The following is a 22516-nucleotide window of genomic DNA, read 5'->3' on the forward strand; positions in this document are numbered from 1 at the left end:
GCCGGTCGGCGCCGACCGGCCACCGACAGGTCGAGGGGCCGGTCGAGGGGCCGGTCGGGCGGCCGGTCGGGCGGCTCGTCACCGATCCCGTCCGGGGGGTGGCGCCACCCCCCCGCCCGCCCGGGGCCCCCCCGGCCGGACGAGGGCGCCCCCCCCCCCCCCGCCGGTACGGACTTTCGTCGGCCGACCCCGTCGATCCGGTCGGCCCCGACTCCTCGGATCACCCGGCCGGTGCCCGGGCGTCACGGAGGTCGGCTCAGTTGTCGTCCTCGTCGATGAGGAAGCCCCTCATCGGCGACGGGGTCTGCTGCATGGGCTGGGGGCCCTGCGGACGCACCGGCGCCATCGGCTGGGTCATCGTCGGGGACATCTGCTGCTGCCCACCGTAGTTCGGCTGGGAACCCGGACCACCCGGGCCGGACCCCATCGAGGGGGGTCCGCCCATGGACTGGTGTCCACCCATGCCGCCGGGGGCACCCGCCGAGGCCATGGAGGGCGACGGCGAGGCGGGAAGCGACGGCGCGGAGGGCGTGCGCGGCGGGGCGAGCGAGTCGTCGGACTGGCTCTCCAGTTGGCGCAGCTGGCTCTCCAGGTAGGACTTCAGACGGGTGCGGTACTCGCGCTCGAAGCCCCGGAGGTCCTCGACCTTGCGCTCGAGGGTGGCGCGGGCGGACTCCAGGGAGCCCATCGCGACACGGTGCTTCTCCTGCGCGTCCCGTTCCAGGGCGTCGGCCTTGGAACGCGCGTCGCGCTCCAGACCCTCGGCGCGGCTGCGGGCCTCACCGACGATCTTGTTGGCCTCGGACCGGGCCTCGGCGATCGCCTGGTCGGCGGTCTGCTGGGCCAGCGAGAGCACCCGGGCGGCGCTGTCGTTGCCACCGCCCATCTGCTGGGGCATGTGCCCGCCGGGACCGCCCATGGGACCGCCCATCGGACCACCGGGGTGACCCTGCTGACCGGGATGACCCATCGGACCACCGGGATGTCCCTGCTGACCGGGGTGACCCTGCTGACCCATGGGGCCGCCGCCGGGAAGGGCCGGGAGCTGCGGGGGACCGCCCATCGGACCACCGGGATGTCCCTGCTGACCGGGGTGTCCCTGCTGACCCATCGGGCCACCGGGGCCGCCCTGTCCGCCGGGGTGACCCTGCTGACCGGGATGTCCCTGCTGACCGGGGTGACCCTGCTGGCCCGGGTGTCCCTGCTGACCCATCGGGCCACCGGGGCCCGATATGGCCGGCGGGCCACCGGGGCGCTCCTGCTGTTCGGGCTTGCGCATGTTCTGCTGGTTCTGCGCCGCGGCACGGGTGGCGGCGGCGAGCTTGGCGCGCAGATCCTCGTTCTCGCGGAGCAAGCGGGTCAGTTCGCCCTCGACCTCGTCGAGGAAGGCATCGACCTCGTCCTCGTCGTAGCCTTCTCGAAGTCGGACGGTCGTGAACTGTTTGTTCCGCACGTCCTCGGGGGTCAGCGGCATCTCTTCACCTCAACGTAAGTCGGCGGCACATCGACTGGACCGTACTCGTTCACAGCTGGGCCACGACGTTGATCGCAACGTAAACGATGATCATCAGTACGAAGAAGGACAGATCAAGCGCCACACCCCCGAAGCGCAGCGGCGGGATGACCTTCCGCAGCGCCTTCAGTGGCGGATCGGTGACAGTGTAGGCGGCCTCCAGGGCCACGACCATCGCCCTGCCCGGCTGCCAGGACCGGGCGAACATGAAGACGTAGTCCATCACCAACCGGAAGAGCAACAGCCCCAACAGGCAGTACAAGGCAATCAAGACCACCTGCTGCACGATGCCCATCCTGGCTGACCCTCTCCCCTGTGTCCCGACCGTCCCTCACGACCGGTGCCCTCTTCCGGTGTCCTCACAACATCAGCTTTGGTTGAAGAACCCGCCCTCGGCGATACGGGCCTTGTCCTCCGCCGTTACATCGACGTTAGCAGGAGACAGAAGGAAGACCTTCTGCGTCACCCGCTCGATGCTCCCATGGAGACCGAAGACGAGGCCAGCCGCGAAGTCGACAAGTCGCTTCGCATCACCGTCGTCCATCTCGGTCAGATTCATGATCACCGGCGTACCCTCACGGAAGTGTTCCCCGATGGTACGGGCCTCGTTGTAGGTTCGGGGGTGGAGAGTGGTGATCCGGTAGGGCTCCCGCTCGGACACGACCTTGGGCATGATCACCGGTGCGCTCTTCTCCAGGCTGGGACGGTCGGATGTGATGGAAGACACGGGTGCGATGCGCGGCGGACGGCGACTCTCCACCACCACGGCCGCCGGGACCGGCTCCGGCTCCCGGGGGGCGGGGGGCTGCGTGATCACCGGCTCGTCGGCCGGCTCGGGAAAGCGGTCCCGCAGCGACTCCCGGGCGTGGTCTCGCGGCACCGGTACCGGCTCGGGGTCGTGGTCCCGCTGCCTGCGACCGCGCTCCGGCTCGGACTCGGGCTCGAAATCGTCATCGGGGCCGTACCCCTGGCGGTCGTATCCATCGTCCTCCACGAGGCCGAGATAGACCGCCATCTTGCGCATCGCGCCAGCCATCGACTGCGTCCTCCGCTCAGTGATGGACCGGCTCCGACTCTCGGGGCCGTTCCACATACTCCGCCCGCTTGTCCGGGTATGACCATATTTTCGGCCGTGGCCCGACTTTGTTTGGCGACGTTACCGGAGGGTCCGTCGCACTCCGAGCACCGCGCTTCCGACACGGATGTGTGTCGCTCCGGCGGCGATCGCCTCCTCGAGATCCCCGCTCATACCCGCCGAGACCATGGTGGCAGTCGGGCGCGTCGCACGCAGGTCCCTCGAGATTTCCGCCAACCGTTCGAAGGCGGCGGCCGGCCGCCCCGCGTACGCCCCTCGCAGCGGCGCCACCGCCATCACACCGGCGAGCCGCAGGCCGGAGGCGTCGTCGAGGGCTTCGGCGAGCTCCGGGACCCGCTCCGGCGCGACTCCGCCGCGGTCACCGCCCGCGGCCACCGGGTCGGAGAGATCACTCGCGCCGTCCCGGTCGAGTGCGACCTGGATCAGGCAGTCCAACGGCTGCGGCCGTCCCGAGGAGGTCACCGCCGCGTCCAGGGCGCGAACCAGGCGCGGTCGGTCCACCGCGTGCACGACATCGGCCCATCCGGCGACCGTCCGGGCCTTGTTCGTCTGCACCTGGCCGACGAAATGACGGCGCAGCGGCAGCGGCGGTTCCCCACCGTCTTCCACCGGGATCTTCCCCACCGCCTCCCGCACACGGTTCTCGGCGATGTCGCGGACCCCCAGCCCGGCCAGGAGACGCACGTCCTCGGCCGGGTGGGTCTTGGTCACCACGATCAGGGTCACCTCCCGGCGCGCGCGACCGGCGGAGGCGCACGCCCGCGCCACGCGCTCCTCCACCCGGGCGAGCGCGTCCGCGAGTTCACGCTCCCGGTGCGCGCTGCCGTGCGTGCCGCCTTCCACCTTCGGGGATCGCGCCGGATGTCCACCGGCGTCATCCCCGGTCCGGCGCCCCACGTTTCCGTCCCCCATGCGTTCCGCCCTGTACTCGACCCTCTGTCCGACCTGTTCGACCCGCTCGACCCCGCGTTCCGGCCCCGGACCTCATCGGCGACCGACCGTGCCGCCGACGGCCCCCGGGGGGCAGCGGACGAAAGAGGCCAATCTGCCGGTGACGCCCTCGCGCCGGTAGGAGAAGTGGTCGACCGATTCCAGGGTGCACACCGACGAGAGCCGCACGTCGCGCACCCCCAGGTCGAGGAGTTGCCGACGGACCCCGCCGGGGATGTCGATGGCAGGGGTGTCCGCGGCGGTGACCGTCCCGCACCCCGGCACGGCCCGCTCGGCGTCGGCGCGCATCGCGGCCGGCACCTCGTAACAACGGCCGCACACCGCCGGTCCGGTACGGGCCACCAGCCGGGTCGGGTCGGCCCCCAGCTCCACCATGGCGGCCACGGTGGCCGGGACGACACCGGCGATCAGCCCCGGTCGCCCGGCGTGAGCGGCCCCCGCGACCCCGGTGACGGGGTCGAAGAGCAGCACCGGCACGCAGTCGGCGGTCAGCACGGCCAACACCGCACCGGGACGCGCGGTCACCACCCCGTCCACCTCCGGCGGGGGTCCGGACCACGGACCGTCGGAGACCGCGACCCGGGCGCCGTGCACCTGGTGCATCCAGACCGGCGTGTCGGGGGCGATGCCCAGGTCGGCGGCGGCCCGGGCGCGGTTGCGCGCCGCGGGGCCGGGCCCCTGGCCGGGGACCGGCGACATCGTGAAACCGAAGGGGTCGGAGCCCTCGGTCCCCCCGGGGGGACCGGTCTCCGTCGAAGGGCCGATGTCCGTCGGGAGGTCGGGCCTCCCGACACCCCTCGGACCGGGGCCGATCCGACGTGCCGCGCCGGTGACACCCCACCGATCGGTGAAGGCCGTGTTCTCCCGCCACGCCCCGTCGGACCTCCGCGCGCCGGGCGCGCCGAGATCCGGGGCGGTCCCGCTCATCGCGTCCGACCCCCCGGGGCCGAACGCGCGACGGGCGTGTTCCCGGTCCTCACTTCAGGAAGTCCGGTACGTCCAGCTCCTCCGCCGGACCGCCGTCGTAGGGGCGGGCGGAGGGCACCTGACGGTGGCCGGGGAACGGGTCGTCCGACGGGTCGTCGGCGAGCGGCTCGGGTGCCCTCTCCTCCTCGCGGACCGGCAGCGCGCCGACCCCGAAGGACGGGCGCTCGGGCTCGGGCTCGGGGGCGCGCTCCGGAGCGGCGGGCGCCGGGGACTCCTCCCGACCGCTGTAGGAACCCAGCACCTTGTCCCGGCTGCGGGAGGGCGGCTGGCCGCCGTCGAAGCCGGCCGCGATGACCGTGACCCGCACCTCGTCGCCGAGGGCGTCGTCGATGACCGCGCCGAAGATGATGTTCGCCTCGGGGTGCGCGGCCTCGCTGACCAACTGGGCGGCCTCGTTGATCTCGAAGAGACCGAGATCGGAACCACCGGAGATGGAGAGCAGCACGCCGCGGGCACCGTCGATGGATGCCTCCAGCAGCGGTGAGGAGATGGCCATCTCGGCCGCCGCCACCGCGCGGTCGTCGCCGCGCGCCGAACCGATCCCCATCAGTGCCGAACCGGCCTCCGACATCACCGACTTGACGTCGGCGAAGTCGAGGTTGATCAGACCGGGGGTGGTGATCAGGTCGGTGATGCCCTGGACGCCGGAGAGCAGCACCTGGTCGGCGGACTTGAAGGCGTCCAGCACGCTGACCTGACGGTCCGAGATGGACAGCAGCCGGTCGTTGGGGATGACGATGAGGGTGTCGACCTCGTCGCGGAGCTGGGCGATGCCGTCCTCCGCCTGGTTGGCGCGCCGGCGTCCCTCGAAGGTGAAGGGACGGGTGACGACCCCGATGGTGAGGGCGCCCAGGGAGCGCGCGATGTTCGCGACCACGGGGGCGCCGCCGGTACCGGTGCCGCCGCCCTCGCCCGCCGTCACGAAGACCATGTCGGCCCCCTTGAGGACCTCCTCGATCTCCTCGCGGTGGTCCTCGGCGGCCTTGCGGCCCACATCGGGGTCGGCACCCGCGCCGAGACCACGGGTGAGTTCGCGACCGACATCGAGTTTGACGTCGGCGTCGCTCATCAGGAGGGCCTGCGCATCGGTGTTGATCGCGATGAACTCGACGCCCTTGAGACCGACCTCGATCATCCGATTGATGGCGTTGACGCCACCGCCGCCGATGCCGACGACCTTGATGACTGCGAGGTAGTTCTGCGGTGCTGCCACGTCGAAGGCCTCTCGCCTCGAGTTACGTGCCGCCGCTCTCCGGATCCCGTTGAGCGGTGCCTGATGTCGTTGGGACGGTTGGACAGGCCGACCCGGACCCCAACCGTGAAGTTTAGGGTTAACCGTGCTTGTCGTTCCCGGGATTCCCCTGAACGGACACTAAGTCGCCGGGCACCGGCGGTTCAACGAACACGCCGGACGTCCCGGTTTTCTTTTCACCCTATGTGATCACCCTCCGTGCTGGTCAAGCCGGGTGTCCGGCCCGTCCGCGACGGTGGGGGCAACGCATCGGTCCCCGACGCCACCCCCGGATCACCCCTCCTCCCCCTCCTCGGAGGAGACCCCGTCGGCGGCCGGTGTGCCGGGAACCGACACGTCGAACCGGTCGGCCCCCGGTGCCGCCGTCATCAACGCGGTGAGCGCCGTCGACTTGGCCCCGGGGTCCTCCGAACTTCCCCACAGCACCGTTCGACCGTCGGAGAGTTCAAGGGTGATCGAGTCGTACGAGCCTACCCGGATCGCCGCGGTTTCGCCCGCCACCGCGTCCGGCAGCGCGGCGGCCACCGCCACCGCCCCGGCACGCAACCCCTCCTCGCCGAAGCGGCGCAGGCTCGCGCCGTCGACGGGTTCCATCTCCAGCAGCGGAACGCCCGGCAGCGCCTCGGGGACCTCGCCGAACGCGGTTCCCGTGGCGTCGATCTCGGTGAACCCGGCGGTGTCGCGCTCCTGGAGGACGGCCACCCGTTCGGTGATCTCGAGCTCCACCCCGTGTGGCCAGGAGGGGGAGACCCTCGCGTCGGCGAGGCGGGGCAGTTCGGCCAACAGGCGATCGCGGATGCCGGAGGTGTCCAACGAGGCCAGCGGCGCGCCGATCGGCACGGCGGCCACCCGCTCGACCTCCTCCACCGCCAGCTCGCGGGGACCGTCGGTCCACTCGACCGAAACCCGCTCGATCCGCAACCAGTTCGAGCCGTAAAGGGCCCACAGCGCGAACCCGGTGAGGGCCGGCAGCAGCACGAGGAGGGTGAGGAGCACCACCGGGCGGCGCAACCCCCGGCGTGGACGCCGGGGACCGTCCCCGGCCGTCCCGGGCGGGGAGCCCGGGACGGCGTGGTCGGCTGCGGAGGGCCGGGGCCCGCGCCCCGCGTTCCGCGCCGGTCGCGCGGTTCCTGCCGATCCGCCCATGCTCCCGCTCCGTTCCTCGGCGACCGCCGGCCGCGTCACACTCCCTGTTCCGGCCCCTCTCCCCCGCCACCGCTCCCCCGACGGTCCGCTCCGGTGCCCGGCCCGCGGGCCGGGCACCGGAGCGGACCGGGGACACGGCTCAGCGCTGCCCCCGGCGCTCCGCGATCGCCTCGTGCACCATGCCGACCAACAGATCGTCGGCGTCCCGGCGACCGAACTCGGAGGCGGCGCGGGACATCACGGCCAGCCGTCCGGGATCGGTGAGCACCGGGATGACCTCCGAGCGGATCCACTCCGGGGTCAGCTCGGCGTCGTCCACGAGGAGTCCGCCACCCGCGCGGACCACCGGCTGGGCGTTGAGCCGCTGTTCGCCGTTGCCGATGGGCAGCGGGACGTAGGCGGCGGGCAGCCCGACGGCGGCGAGCTCGGCGACGGTCATCGCGCCGGCCCGGCAGAGCATCATGTCGGCGGCGGCGTAGGCGAGATCCATTCGATCCAGGTACGACACCGGGACATAGGGCGGCATCCCCGGCATGTTGTCGATCTGCGGCAGTTCGTTCTTCGGACCCACCGCGTGCAGCACCTGGACGCCGGAGCGCTGGAGCGCCGGCGCCACCGCCTCCACGACCTCGTTGATCCGCCGCGCCCCCTGCGAGCCGCCGGTCACCAGGAGGGTCGGCACCCGCGGGTCGAGCCCGAAGGCGGCCCGCGCCTGGTCCCGCATCTCCGCCCGGTTCAACGCCGCGATCGAGCGTCGCAACGGGATGCCCACGTACCGGGCGTTGCGCAACTTGCTGTCCGGCGTGGAGACCGCCACGTAGGAGGTGTACCGGGCGCCGATCTTGTTGGCCAGTCCGGGACGCGCGTTGGCCTCGTGGACGACGATCGGCACCCCGAGCCGCTTCGCGGCCAGGTAACCGGGCAGCGCCACGTAACCGCCGAAGCCCACCAGACAGTCCGCCTTCGTGCGCTCCAGGATCTGCTCGGCGGCCTTCACCGTCCCGCGCAGTCGGCCGGGCACGGTGATCAGTTCGGGGGTCGGCTTGCGGGGCAGCGGAACCGCCGGAATGAGGGCCAGCTCGTACCCGCGCTCGGGCACCAGGCGGGTCTCCAGGCCGCGTTCGGTACCGAGCGCCGTGATGCCCGTCCCCGGGTCCTGCCTGCGCAGGGCGTCCGCGAGGGCGAGCGCGGGCTCGATGTGTCCGGCGGTCCCGCCGCCGGCAAGTACGACATGCACCGATTTCACCGCTCTCCGGACGGCGCGCGGGCGACGCGCCGTCGCATCGACGACCATCTGGACCCGGCCGGTCCCTTCCCGCCGGGTCGTCGCCGCATGGCCAGGGCGGCACGCGCCGCGGGCTCGCTGCGCGCGAAGGCGATCAGCAGTCCCACGGCGAACATGGTGGGCAGCAGGGCGGACCCCCCGTAGGAGAACAGCGGGAGGGGTACCCCGGCGATCGGCAGCAATCCGAGGACCGCGCCGATGTTGATGACGAACTGGGCCATCAACCACGCCGTCACACCCCCCGCGGCATACCTGACGAAGGGATCCTCCGTACGTCCGGCCACGCGGATACCCGCATAGCCTAGAGCGGCGAAGAGACCGAGGATCGACAGCGTCCCCGCCAGACCCAGCTCCTCACCCGCGATCGCGAAGATGAAATCGGTGTGCGGCTCGGGCAGCTCGCCCCATTTCTCCACGCTCGCCCCCAGTCCGGAGCCGAACCATCCCCCGGAGGCGAGGGCGTAGATGCCGTGCACGGCCTGCCAGCAGCGGTCCTCCGGGCCCGGATCGGTCGCCAACACGCAGGTGAGCCGACCGGTGCGGTGGGGAGCGCTCGCGATCAGCAGCGCGCCCAGCACGGCGGCGATCCCGATCGCGCCGGCGAACAGCCGGGTGGGGGCGCCCGCCAGCCACAACAGCGCGAAGAGGACCGCGGCGAGGATCATCACCGTGCCCATGTCGCCACCCAGCAGGACCAGCCCGCAGATGAGCATGGCGCCGGGCACCAGGGGGATCAGCAGGTGGCGCCACTGCACCAGCAGCCGGCGCTCCCCCTTGCGCGCCAGCAGGTCGGCCCCCCACAGCACCAGCGCCAGTTTGGCGATCTCACTGGGCTGGAGCATGAAGGGCCCCACGAGCGGGATCCAGTTGGTGGAGCCGTTGACCGTGACGCCCACGCCGGGCACCTGCACCAACACCAGCAGGACCACCGAGGCCAGCAGGAAGGGGTAGGTGAGGGCGCGCAGCAGTCGCACCGGGGTCCGGGCGGCGATCAACATCAGCACGGCTCCCAGGAGGGCCGCCACCAGCTGCTTGCGGAAGTAGAAGGTCGCCGGCAGGCCCTGACGCAGCGCCTGGATCTGGGAGGCCGAGAAGACCATCACCAGGCCCATCATGACGATCAGCAGCGAGGTGCCCAGGACCACGTAGTAGGCGGTCAGCGGGCGGTCCCAGGACCGTCGCAGCCGTGCCAGGGGGCGCCCGGGGCCGCCGCGGCGCGGCCGGCGGGGTGGACGCGGCGCGGGGGCCGGTTGGCGGGGCGCCCGTTCGGCGCCGTCCCGGGGGCCGGCCGGCCGGCGGGCGGCCGGGGACGGGGGGGCCGCGCGGGAGCCGGCGGGACGGGGTGATCGGGGCCGGCCGGTGCCGGCGATCCGGTTCGCACCGTTTCGGTCGACCTGCATGGTGTCCCCCTCCGGTTCTCGTCCCCCGCTCCCGGGGCCGCGCGCCGGGTCCGGGAAGGGCGGGACGCGCCCGGGCCCCGATCCGCCGCCCCGCGGGTGCGGGCGGGTCGGGGCCCGGGCGCGCTTCCCGTCGTTACCCCGGTTCGTTCCCGGTGTCCGGGTCCGGGAGTGCGCGCACGGCCCCGGCGAAGAGCTCGCCGCGCTCCATGTAGTGGGTGAACATGTCCATGGAGGCGCAGGCGGGTGCCAGCAGCACCGTGTCACCGGGGCGGGCCAGCCGGTCCGCCTCGCGCACGGCCTCCGCCATCGCCCCAGTGTCGGTCCGCGCCAGGTCGACGACCGGCACATCCGGGGCGTGTCGCCGAAGCGCTTCGGCGATCAGCCCGCGTTCGGCGCCCAACAGGACCACCGCCCGCAGCCGGGGCGCCGCGTCGCGCACCAGGTCGTCGAAGGTCGCGCCCTTGGCCAGGCCACCGGCGATCCACACGATCGGGTGGTAGGCGGCGAGCGAGGCGGCGGCGGCGTGCGGATTGGTGGCCTTGGAGTCGTCCACCCACTCCACCCCGGCCCGGTGGGCGATCGTGGAGATGCGGTGGGCGTCGGGGCGGAAGGCGCGCAGCCCGTCCCGGACGGCTCTCGGCTCCACCCCGTGGGCCAGCGCCAGGGCGGCGGCGGCCAGGGCGTTGGCCACGTTGTGCGGTGCGGGCGGGCGCACGTCGGACACCGACGCCAACTCCCGGGCGGCCCGTCGGCGGTCGGGCCCGAAGGCCCGGTCCACCAGCAGGTCGTCCACGACACCCAGTTGGGAGGGGGCGGGGACGCCGAGGGTGAAGCCGATCGCCCGGCAACCCTCCTCGACCTCGGCCTCCCGCACCGGGGTCTCCCCGTCGGCGCTGTCGGCGTTGTACACGCAGGCGACCCGGTTGCCCTCGTACACCCGGGCCTTGGCGGCGGCGTACGACTCCGGACCACCGTGCCAGTCCAGGTGGTCGGGGGCGATGTTGAGGATCGCCCCCGAGTGCGCCGCGATGTTCGGGGACCAGTGCAGTTGGTAGCTGGACAACTCCAGTGCGAGCACGTCGTACGGCTCGGCGGAGCGGACCACGTCCAGCAGCGGGGTGCCGACGTTGCCGACGGCGGCGGTGCGCAGACCGGCGGCCTCCAGCATCGCCGCGAGCATCCGCACCGTGGTGGTCTTGCCGTTGGTACCCGTGATCGCCAACCACTCGGCGGGCGGGGTGCCGTCGGCGGCGGGGCGGCGCAGCCGACGGGCCAGCTCGATGTCCCCGATCACCGGGACGCCGGCCCCCGCCGCCGCCGCGAACAGCGGGGCGGAGGGGGGCCAGCCCGGTGAGGTGACCACGAGTTCGGTGCCTTCGGGCAGGGTCGCCCCGTCCCCGAGGCGGACCGTGAGGTCCCCGTCGGGGACGGCGGCGCGCAGCGCCTCGGCGCGGGTCCGCTGTCGCTCGCCGTCGCCACCGTCCACCACGACCACCCGGCAGCCGAGTTCGGCGAGTACCCGGGCGGCGCTCCCGCCGGTGACGCCCAGGCCGGCGACGGTCACCCGTCGTCCGGCCCAGGCGGCGTCCGGCTCGGCGCCCGGCGGGAGGGCGTCCGGGGCCCCGGCGGGGCCCTCCTGCGGCCGCGGGTCGGCGCTCACCAGCCGGCCACCCAACTGCCGTAGAACAGGCCGATGCCGACGATGACGCAGATGCCCTGGATGATCCAGAACCGGACCACGACCAGTACCTCGCTCCACCCCTGCAACTCGAAGTGGTGTTGGAGCGGGGCCATCTTGAAGACGCGTTTGCCGGTGAGCCGGAAGGAGCCGACCTGGATCACCACGGACATGGTGATCAGGACGAACAGGCCACCGAGGATGGCGAGCAGCAGCTCGGTGCGGGAGACGATGGCCAGGCCGGCCAGCGCCCCGCCCAGGGCGAGGGAGCCGGTGTCACCCATGAAGATCTTGGCGGGCGAGGTGTTCCACCACAGGAAGCCGAAGAGGGCTCCCATCAGGGCGGAGGCGACGATCGCCAGGTCCAGCGGGTCACGGACCTCGTAGCAACCCGGTCCAGCGGTGAGCTCGTTGGCGCAGCTCTGCCCGTACTGCCAGACACCGATGAAGACGTAGGCGCCGAAGACCATCACCGAGGCACCGGTGGCCAGGCCGTCCAGGCCGTCGGTGAGGTTCACGCCGTTGGACATGGCCAGGATCATGAACAGCGCCCACAGTACGAAGAGCACCGGGCCGATGGACCAACCGAAGTCCTGGGTGAAGGACAGGTGGGTGGAGGCCGGGGTCTGGCCCCGGGCGTCCGCGAAGTTCAGGGCCAGTATCGCGAAGGCGACACCGACGATGAGCTGGCCGAGCATCTTCGCCTTGGCCCGCAGACCGAGGCTGCGCTGCTTGACGATCTTGATGTAGTCGTCCAGGAAGCCGACCAGGCCCATCCCCGCGAAGAGGAAAAGGACCAACAGACCGGAGACCGACGGCGAACTACCACCGATGATCTTGGTCGTGAAGTAGGCGATGAGCGTCGCCAGGATGAAGGCGATGCCGCCCATGGTCGGCGTGCCGCGCTTGCTGTGGTGATCGCGCGGGCCGTCGTCCCGGATGAACTGGCCGTAGCCCTTGCGGGCCAGCAGCTTGATGAGCAACGGGGTGCCCACCAGGGTCAGGAAGAGTCCGAGGACCCCGGATACGAGGATCTGCCTCATCGGGCGGCGACCCCGCCTTCGGCGTCCGCGGCGTTCGCCCCATCGGCGATCAGACCGAGCGCGACCTTCTCCAATCCCACCGCACGGGAAGCCTTCACCAGGACCACGTCCCCGGGTCGCAACTCCGCGCGCAACAGTTCCAGTGCCGTTCGGGCGTCGGACACGTGCACCGACTCCTCACCCCACGAACCCTCGTTCTTCGCGCCCATGTCGAGCCAGGCGGCCTCAGGGCCGCCGACCGCCACGAGCTTGCCGACATTGAGCCGGACGACGAGCCGACCGACGGCGTCGTGTTCGACCTGCGACGCCTCCCCCAGCTCCGCCATGGTGCCCAGCACCGCCCAGGTGCGGCGGCCACGGCCCATCGCGGCGAGCGCGCGCAGGGCGGCCCGCGTGGAATCGGGGTTGGCGTTGTAGGCGTCGTTGACGATCGTCACTCCGTCCGCCCGCTCGGTGACCTCCATCCGCCACCGCGAGAGCGGTCCCGCCTCCGCCAGTGCCTCGGCGAGGGCGGCGGCGGGCAGACCCAACTCGTGGGCCACGGCCGCGGCGGCCAGCGCGTTCGACACGTGGTGCTCACCGTACAGTCGCATCGTCAGATCGGCGTACCCGGAGGGGGTGATGAGCCGGAAGGCGGGTCGTCCGTCATCGGTCAGACGCACGTTCTCGGCCCGGATGTCGGCTTCCGCGGACTCCCCGAAGAACACCGTCCGGGCCCGGGTGCGCGAGGCCATCGCCCGCACCAGCGGGTCGTCGGCGTTGAGCACCGCCACCCCGCCCTCCTCGGCCGACGGCAGCTCCTCGACCAGTTCCCCCTTGGCCTGGGCGATGGTCTCCCGGCTGCCGAACTCGCCCAGGTGCGCGGTCCCGACGTTGAGCACCACCCCGATCCGCGGCGGGGTCAACCCCGCCAGGTACCGGATGTGACCCACACCCCGGGCGCCCATCTCCAGCACCAGGTGCCGGGTCTCGGCGGTGGCGCGCAGCGCGGTCAGCGGCAGGCCGATCTCGTTGTTGAAGGACTCCGGTGGCCACACCGTCGGCGCGATCCGCTCCAGCAACCGGGCGATCAGGTCCTTCGTGGAGGTCTTCCCGGCCGAACCGGTCAACGCCACCACGGTGGCGCCCAGTTCACCCACCACATGGCGCGCCAGGGCCCCCAGGGCGGCCGTGACGTCCGGGACCACGACGGTCGGCACGCCGTCGATCGGGCGGTTCGCCAGCACGCAGGCGGCGCCCCCGGCGACCGCCCCGGCGGCGAATTCGTGGCCGTCCACCCGGTCACCGCGCAAGGCGGCGAACAGGGCACCCGGTTCCACGAGACGGGAATCGATGACCACCGGCCCGGTGACGAGCGGCGGCGGTTCCGGTATGCCGTGCCCCGTTCCACCGGTGACGGCGACGAGCTCGGCTGCGGAAAGGGGGATCATGCGGGGTTCAGGTCCTTCCCCGAAGTGCGGGCGGCGTGACCCGCGCGCCCGATGGCGGCGCGCAGTTCGAGGCGGTCGTCGAAGGGGCGGACCACACCGGCGATGTCCTGACCGGTCTCGTGGCCCTTTCCCGCGACGATGACGGTGTCCCCGGGCTCGGCCCGGGCCACCGCCGCGGCGATCGCGGCGGCGCGGTCCTCCTCGACCAGAACGGTGCCCCGTTCGTGGACCGGCACCCGGGCGGCGCCGGCCAGCATGGTGGCGAGGATCGCCAGCGGATCCTCGCCGCGGGGGTTGTCACTGGTCAGCACGGCGGTGTCGGCGAGACGGGCCAGCGCCTCACCCATCGCCGGACGTTTGTGCGGGTCGCGGTCGCCGCCACAGCCCAGCACCGCGTGCACCCGGCCCTCGGTGACCCGACGCAGCGCCCGGAGCACCGACTCCACGGCGTCCGGCTTGTGGGCGTAGTCCACCACCGCCAGGTAGGGCTGTCCGGCGTCCACCCGCTCCAACCGGCCGGGGACGCCCGGCACCGAGGCCACCCCGTCGGCGGCGGCCCGCGGGTCGGCGCCCGCCACCGCCAGGGCGACGATCGCGGCCAGGGTGTTGGCGACATTGAAGGCGCCCGGCAGCGGCGCCGAGGCGCGCACCCGGACCCCGTCGGGACCGTGCGCGACGAAGGTCGAGCCCAGCGGACCGACCTCCACCCCGTCGGCGCGCCAGTCGGCGTCCGGGTGGCCCTCGGCCGAGTAGGTCGTCACCGGCAGGCCCGCGGCGGTCGCGTCGCCCACCAGGCGCCGACCGTGCGCGTCGTCGATGTTGACCACGGCGGCCCGGGAACGGGCGGGGGTGAACAGCTGCGCCTTGGCCCGGTAGTAGTCCTCCATGTCCGGGTGGAAGTCCAGGTGCTCGGCGCTGAGGTTGGTGAAGACCGCCACGTCGTAGACGCAGCCGTCCACCCGCCCCAGCACCAGTGCGTGGCTGGAAACCTCCATGACCAGCGAGCCGACACCCTGCTCGCGCATCACCGCGAGCAGGGCCTGCAGGTCGGTCGCCTCCGGCGTGGTGCGCTCGGACCTGATCCGGTCGTCGCCGATCCGGGTCTCCACCGTGCCGATCAGGCCCACGCCCCCGCCGCGCGGCGAGGCCTTGCGCAGGCCGCCCTCGATCAGATAGGCGGTGGTGGTCTTGCCGGAGGTGCCGGTGATGCCGACGGACAGCAGGTCCGCGCCGGGATCGCCGTGGATCCGGACGGCCAGTTCGCCCATCCGGGCGCGCGGGTCGGACACGACGATCACCGGCAGCCCGGTCGCGGCGGCGCGCCCGACGCCGTCGGGATCGGTCAGCACGGCGGCCGCGCCGCGTCGGGCGGCCTGTTCCGCGAAGTCCGCGCCGTGGAAGCGGGCACCGGGCAGGGCCGCGTACAGATCGCCGGGGCGCACGGCGCGCGAGTCGTGGGTGATGCCGGTGATCGACGCGGCGTCGTCGGGCGGCTCGACTCCCGCCAGGGCGGCCAGCTCGGCCGTCGGGACGGGGCGGACGTTCTCCGGCCTGGGCGGCGAGGTGTGATTCCGGTCTGCTGGGGGCACGGCGGTGAGCGTACCCGGCGGGCGGGGGGTGTCGCGAAGCGAGGGGGCCGGCCGGCCGGTGTGGGACAACCCTCCCGGGTGGGTCCGGCCCCCGGTCGGGCGCCGGGTCACTCCCCGGGGTCGAAGGTGGTGGGCAGACCGCGGGGCTCCTCCCCCGAGGGCGGCACGGACAGCGCCTTGAGGGCGAAGGTCATCACCTCGCGGAAGACCGGACCGCACAACTGCCCGCCGTAGTACTGCTCGCCGGTGGGGTTCTGGATGGCGCAGTAGACGGTGACCCGCGGTTCGTCGGCCGGCGCGAATCCCGCGAAGGAGGCCGTGTAGCCGTTGTAACGGCCGGTCTCCGGATCCACCCGATTGGAGGTGCCGGTCTTGCCCGCCACCCGGTAACCGGGGATGCGGGCCGCGTGGCCGGTGCCCCAGTCCTCGTCGACCACCACCGTCTCCAGCATCTCGGTGAGCCGCCGGGCGGTGTCCTCGCCGATCACCCGCTCGCGCTCCGGCTTCGGGGCCGCCTCCCAGCGCCCGTCGGGGCCGACCGTGCCCCGCACCACGGAGGGGGTGATCCGTTCCCCGCCGTTGGCGACCGTGGAGAAGACCCCGGTGGCCTGGAGTGCGTTGACCGACACCCCCTGACCGAACGGGATCGTGTACTGCTGGGCGGAGTCCCACTTCCCGGGCGGGGCGAGGATGCCCGCCGTCTCGCCGGGGAAGCCCAGACCCGTGGGGCGACCGAACCCGAAGGCCCGCAGGTAGGCGTGGAGGACCTCGTTGGCCTCCTCCTGCGTCTCCCCCAGCCGCTCGGTGGCCAGGATGGTGCCGATGTTGCTGGAGCGGGCCATGACCCCGGCCAGGGTCAGGTGGTAGGTGTCGTGGTCGTGGTCGTCGAAGAAGGCCCGACCCGCGCGAGGCAACCGACCGGGCACCGTGACGTGCGTCTCCGGGGTGGCCACGCCCTCCTCGAGCACCGCCGCCATCGAGACGAGCTTGCTGGTGGATCCGGGCTCGTAGGCGTCCTGCAGGGCGGGGTTGCCGAGCAGCGCCGGCTCCGTGACGCCGTAGCGGTTGGGGTCGAAGCCGGGGGCGGAGGCCATGGCCAGGATCTCGCCGCTGCGGACGTCCTGGACGATGACGTAGCCGCCGTCGGCGGCGGAGTCCTCCACCTGCCGGGCGATCGCGGCCGCCGCCGCCCACTGGATGTCCCGGTCGATGGTCAGCTCGATGTCGGTGCCGGGCTCCGCCGGCTGCTCGCTGGACCCGGCGGTCGGCACCCGGCGGCCGCCGGACTGGGCGTAGCGGATGGTGCCGTCCCGGCCGGCCAACTGCGGATTCAGTATCGCCTCCAGACCGCCGGCGCCGTCGCCCTCGGCGTTGACGAAACCCAACAGCGCGGCGGCCAGCTCGCCCCCCGGGTAGACCCGCCGGGGGTTCTTCTCCCGGAAGACACCGGTGAGCACCTGGTGACCGGTCCCCTGCCGGCTGCGCTCGGCCAGCGCGCCGCGCAGGTCCAGGATCTGCCGCCACGCCTGCGGCGTCTGCTGCCGGGCCAGGAGCGCGTACTGGGAGTCGGGATTGTCCAGCAGTTCGGCGAGGCGGTCCTCGTCCTCCCCCAGGATCGGCGCGAGGAGCGCGGCCGCCTGACGGGGGGCGTCCGGGACACCGGTCTGCCCGGTGGTGAACAGCGAGGGGTCGGCGACGATGTCGTAGGCGTCGACGGTGGTGGCCAGGGAGGTGCCGTTGCGGTCGGTGATGTCGCCCCGGCGGGCCGCGATGGGGAGGGTGAGGTACCGGTTGACCACGGCCTGTTCGGTGTAGGAGGCCGCGTCCACCACCTGTACCTGCACCAGCCGGACGGTGAAGACCAGGGTGACCAGGGTCAGGCCGATCCCGATGAGCCGCAGGCGGGGACGGTGGTTGGTCAGCCGCAACTGTTCGCCGCCGGCCGGGCGTCCCGCCGGGCGGGGGCGCGGGGGACGGGGGGCGCGCGGCCGATCGGGCCGCGGTGACGGGCCGCTCACGGCGTCTCCTCGGATGCGGGGTCGGTGGAGCCGCCGGTCGCCTCGGCGTCGGGGTCCTCGGTCCCGTCGGACGACCGACCGTTGGGGGTGTCGCCCTCGGGGACGGCGGGCGGGGAGTCCGGATCGGGGTCCGGTCGCGGCACGGGCTCCGGATCGGGCTCCGGCTCCGGCTCCGGCGCGGGTTCGGGCACCCCGAGGACGCCGCCGTCCGGGAGCAGGAAGACCGGGGGGCCACCGGGCACCAGCCCCAGCTCCCGGGCCCGTTCGGCCAGGGAGTGGGGGGCGGAGAAGGCGTCCACCTCGGCTTGGAGCGCCTGCTGCTCGTCGGTCAGCTCCGAGGTCTCCCGACGCAACTCGCTCAGCTCGAACGAGCCCTGATTGAGGGCGGCGTTCAGCAGCAGCAGGGCCAGCATCCCGGTGCCCAGCAGGACCACGACGAGCAGCACGAAGGGGGTGCGGGCGGCCGAGGACGAACCGGTGGGCACCAGCCCCGCCAGCCTCGCGAGACGTTGTTGCGCGGTCATCCCGGTCGTTCCTCCTCGACGTGTCGGGCGCGCCCGGCCTCCCCGGTGCGCCCCGGGCCCCCGCCCGTCCCCGTCACAGGGCCGGGCGGATCCGTTCGGCGGCCCGCAGTCGGGCCGGCGCGGCCCGTCGGTTGCCCGCCGTCTCCTCGTCGTCGGGCAGTTCGGCCCCCCTGGTGAGCAGTCGCAGTCGCGGCTGGTACTCCTCGGGCACCACCGGTAGGCCCCGCGGCGCGGTGGAGCGCGCCCCCTCCGCCAGAACGCGCTTGACCAGCCGGTCCTCCAGGGACTGGTAGGACAGCACGACGATCCGCCCGCCCACTCCCAGCGCCCCCACGGCCGCCGGCACCGCCCGCTCGAGCACCTCCAACTCGCCGTTGACCTCGATGCGCAGCGCCTGGAAGGTGCGCTTGGCGGGGTTGCCGCCGGTCCGCATCGCGGCCTGCGGCAGGGAGGCCCGGATCAGTTCGACCAGTCGGGCGCTGGAGTTCAGCGGCGTCGTGGCGCGCTCGCGCACCACCGCCTCGACGATGCGGCGGGCGTTGCGCTCCTCGCCGTAGTTCCGCAGGATCCGGACCAGGTCACCGGGGGGATAGGTGTTCAGCACGTCGGCGGCGCTCGGCCCCCGGCTGCGGTCCATCCGCATGTCCAGCGGGGCGTCCCGGGAGTAGGCGAAGCCCCGCTCCGGTTCGTCCAGTTGCATGGAGGACACGCCCAGGTCGAAGAGGATGCCGGCCGGGGCCGGGACATCGAGCCGCGCCAGCACCTCCGGCAGTCGGTCGTAGACCGCGTGCACCGCCTCGAAGCGGTCCCCGAAGGGGGCGAGTCGCTCCGAGGCCAGGGCCAGCGCGTCCGGATCACGGTCGAGTCCGATCAACCGCAGGTCGGGGTGGGCGGTGAGCAGGGCCTCGGCGTGCCCGCCCAGACCCAGCGTGCAGTCCACCACCGACGCGCCCGGCTCCCGGAGCACGGGGGCGAGCAGTTCCAGACAGCGCCGGAGCATCACGGGACGGTGTCGTTCGGCCGTCGGCCGCTCGTTGCTCGGGGACATGGGCCTTCCGATGGGGCTCCCGCCTCGACGGCGGACGGGTGGTGGGCGACGCGCGGGGGCGCTTGTCGGCCCCCGGACCGCCGCGCCCCGCCTGCGGGTCGGGGCGCGGCCAACCCTAGTCCACCGTTCCCCGGCGGACCGCGCACCCGCCCGCTCCCCCGGCGGGTCGCGCCGGACCGGGGGCCGGGAGCACGCCCGGGTGTGAACCACGTCACTCCACGCCTCCGCAGGGGTGGTCAACCGGCCGGCCGGGAGCCGGTTTTCGGCCCGGTACGCCCCTTCACCCCCGGGATCCCGGGGAGTGGCGCCTCCTCCCCCGTGATCCGTCCCCGTACTACGGTCGAGCCATGACGCAGAAGGTCACGACCCAGCCGAACACCGCCGACCGCGCCCCCGGGGCCGGCTCATCCGAGGAGCACGTCATCGACGACCTGTTGGCCGCCAACCGCGGTTACGCGGAGGACTTCCGCGATCCCGGCATGGACGCCCGTCCCGTGCGGCGGGTGGCGATCGTCGCCTGCATGGACGCCCGCCTGGACCTGCACGCCGCGCTCGGTCTGGAATTGGGCGACTGCCACACCATCCGCAACGCGGGCGGCGTGGTCACGGACGACATCATCCGCTCCCTGACGATCAGCCAGCGCGCCCTGGGCACCCGGTCGGTGGCCCTCATCCACCACACCGGGTGCGGGCTGCTGAACCTCACCGAGGACTTCCGGCACGAGCTGGAGATGGAGGTGGGGCAGCGTCCGAGCTGGGCGGTGGAGTGTTTCAAGGACCTCGACCAGGACGTGCGGCAGTCCATGGTGCGGGTTCGCACCTCTCCGTTCCTCCTGCACACTGATGATGTGCGCGGGTTCGTCTTCGACGTGACCACGGGCCTGCTGCGGGAGATCGATCCGCCGGCCACCCCGTGACGTGACGGAGCGAATGTGTGAAGAATGCCTGTCGGAGGGCATCCGCCCGGTGCCGCGCGGGTGCCGGGCGTTTCGAGGCATCCGGCCCGGTCGACCCGCACCGGCCGGGGGCGAGGCAGGCGAGGAGGGTCGGTGACGACCTATGAGGACCATCCGGGGCACCCGGTGCCGGGGCGGCGGATCGAGCACCGGGAGCGCGGATTCCCCGGCGACGGGGGATCCAACGGTGTGACCGGGGGCGCCGGGCGTCCCGGGGGTCCGCCCGGCCCGGAAGAGGCGAGCGCCACGGCCCAGCGGGTGCGGCTGTCGATGGAGAGTGTCATCGAGGGCAAGCCGGAGGTCGTCCGGCTCGCCCTGATCGTCCTCCTCGCCGAGGGCCACCTGCTGCTGGAGGACGTCCCCGGCGTCGGCAAGACCGTCCTCGCCAAGGCCCTGGCCGGGTCCGTCGACTGTTCGGTGAGTCGTATCCAGTTCACCCCCGACCTGCTGCCCTCGGACATCACCGGGGTGAGCATCTTCGACCAGCGGGAGCGGGACTTCGAGTTCAAGCCCGGGGCCGTCTTCGCGCAGATCGTGATCGGCGACGAGATCAACCGGGCCTCGCCCAAGACCCAGTCGGCCCTCCTCGAGGCGATGGAGGAGCGGCAGGTCACCACCGACGGCACCACCAGGGCGCTGCCCGAGCCGTTCATGGTCATCGCCACCCAGAACCCGGTCGAGATGGAGGGCACCTACCCGCTGCCGGAGGCGCAGCGGGACCGTTTCATGGCCCGTGCCTCGGTCGGTTACCCGGACCCCGACTCCGAGTGGCGAATGCTGCACGCCCGCGGCGGCTCCGGTCCGCTGGAGGAACTGCGGCCGGTCGCCGGGACCGACGAGATCCTGGAGCTGATCCGGGTGGTACGGGGCGTCCACGTCTCCGAGGCCGTCGGCCGATACGCCGTCCACCTGGTCGGCACCACCCGGGACCACCCCCAACTGCGACTGGGCGCCTCCCCCCGGGCCACCATCCACCTGCTGCGCGCCGCCCGGGCCTCCGCCGCCATCGCCGGGCGCGACTTCGTCCTCCCGGACGACGTGCAGGACCTCGCCGTTCCCGTACTGGCCCACCGGCTGATGCCCACCGCCCGATCCCAACTCGGCCGCCACGGAGTGGAACAGCTGATGGCGGAACTGGTGCGCCACACACCGGTGCCGGAACCACCCCGGCCGCAGACGCATCGGCCGCTCCGCCCCAGCGAACACCTGCCGTCCACCGGCTCCGCGCGGGCACGGGGGTTGTGATGCGGGCCGGCGGGACCGAGGAACGCGGTTCGCTGCGGACTGCGTTCTCCGGCCTGACCACCCGTGGCCGGTCCTTTCTGGCCGCGGGGCTCGCGGCGGCGGGCTGCGCCCACCTGCTGGGCCAGGCCGAGCTGCTGCGGGTGGGGGCGCTGCTGGCCGTGCTGCCGGTCCTGTCGGTGCTGGTGCTGCACCTGGGGCGCAGCCGGGTGGCCGCCGCCCGGCTGCTGACCCCGGAACGGGTCGTGGCGGGCGAGGAGTCCCGGGTGCACCTGCGGGTGGAGAACACCGGACGCGGCGCGCGCACCGGTGTGCTGCTGCTGGAGGACCGGGTGCCCTACGTGCTGGGGCCCCGGCCGAGGTTCGTGCTGGACCGCATCGAACCCGGCGGACACCGGGAGGTCTCCTACCGGGTGCGTTCCGACCTGCGCGGCGAGTACCCCCTGGGGCCGCTGCAGCTGCGCCTGACCGACCCCTTCGGGATGGTCGAGTTGAGCCGTTCCTTCACGGCCCGCGACACGATGACGGTGCTGCCGCCGATCGAGTCGCTGCCCGACATCCGACCGGGCGGCGACGGCGGTGGGCTCGGCGCGCCGGTGCGCGCCACCGCCTCGTTCGCCGGGGACGACGACGTCATCCCGCGCGGCTACCGGCACGGCGACGACCTGCGCCGGGTGCACTGGCGGGCCACGGCCCGCCACGGGACGCTGATGGTGCGGCGCGAGGAACAGCCGCACCGCGAACGGTGCACCGTCCTGCTCGACACCCGGGGGAACGCCCGGGAGGGCGCCGGACCCGCCTCACCGTTCGAGACCGCGGTGAGCGGTGCCGCGTCGGTGGTCGCCCACCTGCTGGAACGCGGCTGGTCGGTGCGGCTGATCACCGACACCGGGCTGGAGTTGCCCGCTCCGGGCGTGCGATCGGCGGGCGGCGCGGCGGAGACCGGCGCGCTGATCATGGACGCCCTCGCCCGCGTCGATCGCTCCGGGCTCGAGGACTTCGCCGAATCGGTCGGGGTGGCGGCCCCCTCCGGGGGCGGCCTGCTGATCGGCTTCCTCGGCGCGGTCCGCGTCGGTCGGAACCAGGCCCTGGAGCGCCTGCGCTCCCGCCACTCCTCCGCCGTGGCCTTCGTGTCCGCCGGTCGGCGCGAGGAGATGGTGGAGCGACGGCAGTACCGCGAACTGGCGGAGGCCGGTTGGACGGTGATGCCCCGGGAGGCCGGGACGCCGTTGGCGGACGACTGGTTGCGGGCCGCCGGTGCCCCGCCCGCGGCGGCCACCGGCTGAGCGCCGACGCCTCCGGCGCCGGACGACCCGGGACCATGGAGCGGGGTACCGTTCCCGTCCGCCGCCCGCCGG

At 73.2% G+C, this 22516-nt stretch carries 19 protein-coding genes; 3 read left to right on the plus strand and 16 right to left on the minus strand.

Annotated features, from left to right (window positions below; translation table 11 throughout):
* Window positions 1-256: 256 nt before the first annotated feature.
* From LZF96_RS23985 to rsmH, 16 genes are all read right to left on the minus strand, one after another.
* Window positions 257-1474 carry a DivIVA domain-containing protein gene (locus tag LZF96_RS23985; protein ID WP_233876521.1) on the minus strand — a complete coding sequence of 406 codons (1218 nt, stop codon included), beginning with the start codon at window positions 1472-1474 and terminating at the stop codon, window positions 257-259.
* A gap of 49 nt (window positions 1475-1523) precedes the next feature.
* Window positions 1524-1808, minus strand: a complete 285-nt coding sequence (locus LZF96_RS23990) for a YggT family protein (RefSeq protein ID WP_182604397.1) — start codon at window positions 1806-1808, stop codon at window positions 1524-1526.
* A 72-nt stretch (window positions 1809-1880) separates the two neighbouring features.
* The gene (gene sepF, locus LZF96_RS23995; RefSeq protein WP_233876523.1) at window positions 1881-2549 is read right to left on the minus strand and encodes a cell division protein SepF; all 669 of its coding nucleotides are present in this window, start codon (window positions 2547-2549) and stop codon (window positions 1881-1883) included.
* Between the two features lie 120 nt (window positions 2550-2669).
* On the minus strand, window positions 2670-3452 hold the full coding sequence (locus tag LZF96_RS24000) for a YggS family pyridoxal phosphate-dependent enzyme (RefSeq protein WP_233876525.1): 783 nt from the start codon (window positions 3450-3452) through the stop codon (window positions 2670-2672).
* Between the two features lie 141 nt (window positions 3453-3593).
* The gene (locus LZF96_RS24005; RefSeq protein ID WP_233876528.1) at window positions 3594-4259 is read right to left on the minus strand and encodes a polyphenol oxidase family protein; all 666 of its coding nucleotides are present in this window, start codon (window positions 4257-4259) and stop codon (window positions 3594-3596) included.
* Between the two features lie 277 nt (window positions 4260-4536).
* Entirely contained in the window at window positions 4537-5760 is a 1224-nt protein-coding gene (gene ftsZ / locus LZF96_RS24010; RefSeq protein WP_233876530.1) for a cell division protein FtsZ, read from the minus strand.
* A gap of 312 nt (window positions 5761-6072) precedes the next feature.
* Window positions 6073-6798, minus strand: a complete 726-nt coding sequence (locus tag LZF96_RS24015; RefSeq protein ID WP_233876532.1) for an FtsQ-type POTRA domain-containing protein — start codon at window positions 6796-6798, stop codon at window positions 6073-6075.
* Window positions 6799-7084: 286 nt separating this feature from the next.
* The gene (gene murG / locus LZF96_RS24020; RefSeq protein WP_233876534.1) at window positions 7085-8182 is read right to left on the minus strand and encodes an undecaprenyldiphospho-muramoylpentapeptide beta-N-acetylglucosaminyltransferase; all 1098 of its coding nucleotides are present in this window, start codon (window positions 8180-8182) and stop codon (window positions 7085-7087) included.
* Window positions 8183-8187: 5 nt separating this feature from the next.
* A complete protein-coding gene (gene ftsW / locus LZF96_RS24025) occupies window positions 8188-9630 on the minus strand; it encodes a putative lipid II flippase FtsW (protein ID WP_233876536.1) in 1443 nt (480 codons plus the stop codon).
* A 133-nt stretch (window positions 9631-9763) separates the two neighbouring features.
* A complete protein-coding gene (murD, locus tag LZF96_RS24030; protein WP_233876580.1) occupies window positions 9764-11194 on the minus strand; it encodes a UDP-N-acetylmuramoyl-L-alanine--D-glutamate ligase in 1431 nt (476 codons plus the stop codon).
* 92 nt (window positions 11195-11286) lie between these two features.
* A complete protein-coding gene (mraY, locus tag LZF96_RS24035) occupies window positions 11287-12351 on the minus strand; it encodes a phospho-N-acetylmuramoyl-pentapeptide-transferase (protein WP_233876538.1) in 1065 nt (354 codons plus the stop codon).
* Complete coding sequence (gene murF / locus LZF96_RS24040; RefSeq protein ID WP_233876540.1) at window positions 12348-13781, minus strand: UDP-N-acetylmuramoyl-tripeptide--D-alanyl-D-alanine ligase; 1434 nt, start codon at window positions 13779-13781, stop codon at window positions 12348-12350. The genes mraY and murF overlap by 4 nt, the downstream gene beginning before the upstream one ends.
* Window positions 13778-15370 carry a UDP-N-acetylmuramoyl-L-alanyl-D-glutamate--2,6-diaminopimelate ligase gene (locus LZF96_RS24045; protein ID WP_374203319.1) on the minus strand — a complete coding sequence of 531 codons (1593 nt, stop codon included), beginning with the start codon at window positions 15368-15370 and terminating at the stop codon, window positions 13778-13780. The genes murF and LZF96_RS24045 overlap by 4 nt, the downstream gene beginning before the upstream one ends.
* 107 nt (window positions 15371-15477) lie before the next feature.
* Window positions 15478-17388 carry a penicillin-binding protein 2 gene (locus LZF96_RS24050; protein WP_308294277.1) on the minus strand — a complete coding sequence of 637 codons (1911 nt, stop codon included), beginning with the start codon at window positions 17386-17388 and terminating at the stop codon, window positions 15478-15480.
* Entirely contained in the window at window positions 17385-17912 is a 528-nt protein-coding gene (locus LZF96_RS24055; protein ID WP_233876544.1) for a septum formation initiator family protein, read from the minus strand. Before LZF96_RS24055 ends, LZF96_RS24050 begins: the two co-directional genes overlap by 4 nt.
* Before the next feature lie 73 nt (window positions 17913-17985).
* The gene (gene rsmH, locus LZF96_RS24060; protein WP_233876546.1) at window positions 17986-18960 is read right to left on the minus strand and encodes a 16S rRNA (cytosine(1402)-N(4))-methyltransferase RsmH; all 975 of its coding nucleotides are present in this window, start codon (window positions 18958-18960) and stop codon (window positions 17986-17988) included.
* Between the two features lie 347 nt (window positions 18961-19307).
* Here rsmH and LZF96_RS24065 point away from each other — a divergent pair, with 347 nt between their 5' ends.
* The 3 genes from LZF96_RS24065 to LZF96_RS24075 all read left to right on the plus strand — a co-directional run bounded on the left by LZF96_RS24065 (window position 19308) and on the right by LZF96_RS24075 (window position 22444).
* On the plus strand, window positions 19308-19877 hold the full coding sequence (locus LZF96_RS24065) for a beta-class carbonic anhydrase (RefSeq protein ID WP_374203320.1): 570 nt from the start codon (window positions 19308-19310) through the stop codon (window positions 19875-19877).
* Between the two features lie 228 nt (window positions 19878-20105).
* Window positions 20106-21161, plus strand: coding sequence for an AAA family ATPase (locus LZF96_RS24070; protein ID WP_374203323.1), 1056 nt, complete (start codon window positions 20106-20108; stop codon window positions 21159-21161).
* Window positions 21161-22444, plus strand: a complete 1284-nt coding sequence (locus LZF96_RS24075) for a DUF58 domain-containing protein (protein ID WP_233876548.1) — start codon at window positions 21161-21163, stop codon at window positions 22442-22444. Before LZF96_RS24070 ends, LZF96_RS24075 begins: the two co-directional genes overlap by 1 nt.
* The last annotated feature ends 72 nt before the right edge of the window (window positions 22445-22516 follow it).

It is taken from the genome of Streptomyces sp. ST2-7A, from assembly GCF_021390475.1.
GTDB lineage: Bacteria > Actinomycetota > Actinomycetes > Streptomycetales > Streptomycetaceae > Streptomyces.

Coding starts and splice junctions, on each gene's coding strand:
- LZF96_RS23985 (WP_233876521.1), bottom strand. CDS start 1,474: ATGCCGCTGACCCCCGAGGACGTGCGGAACAAACAGTTCACGACCGTC.
- LZF96_RS23990 (WP_182604397.1), bottom strand. CDS start 1,808: ATGGGCATCGTGCAGCAGGTGGTCTTGATTGCCTTGTACTGCCTGTTG.
- sepF (WP_233876523.1), bottom strand. CDS start 2,549: ATGGCTGGCGCGATGCGCAAGATGGCGGTCTATCTCGGCCTCGTGGAG.
- LZF96_RS24005 (WP_233876528.1), bottom strand. CDS start 4,259: ATGTCGCCGGTCCCCGGCCAGGGGCCCGGCCCCGCGGCGCGCAACCGC.
- ftsW (WP_233876536.1), bottom strand. CDS start 9,630: ATGCAGGTCGACCGAAACGGTGCGAACCGGATCGCCGGCACCGGCCGG.
- mraY (WP_233876538.1), bottom strand. CDS start 12,351: ATGAGGCAGATCCTCGTATCCGGGGTCCTCGGACTCTTCCTGACCCTG.
- murF (WP_233876540.1), bottom strand. CDS start 13,781: ATGATCCCCCTTTCCGCAGCCGAGCTCGTCGCCGTCACCGGTGGAACG.
- LZF96_RS24055 (WP_233876544.1), bottom strand. CDS start 17,912: ATGACCGCGCAACAACGTCTCGCGAGGCTGGCGGGGCTGGTGCCCACC.
- rsmH (WP_233876546.1), bottom strand. CDS start 18,960: ATGTCCCCGAGCAACGAGCGGCCGACGGCCGAACGACACCGTCCCGTG.
- LZF96_RS24065 (WP_374203320.1), top strand. CDS start 19,308: ATGACGCAGAAGGTCACGACCCAGCCGAACACCGCCGACCGCGCCCCC.
- LZF96_RS24075 (WP_233876548.1), top strand. CDS start 21,161: ATGCGGGCCGGCGGGACCGAGGAACGCGGTTCGCTGCGGACTGCGTTC.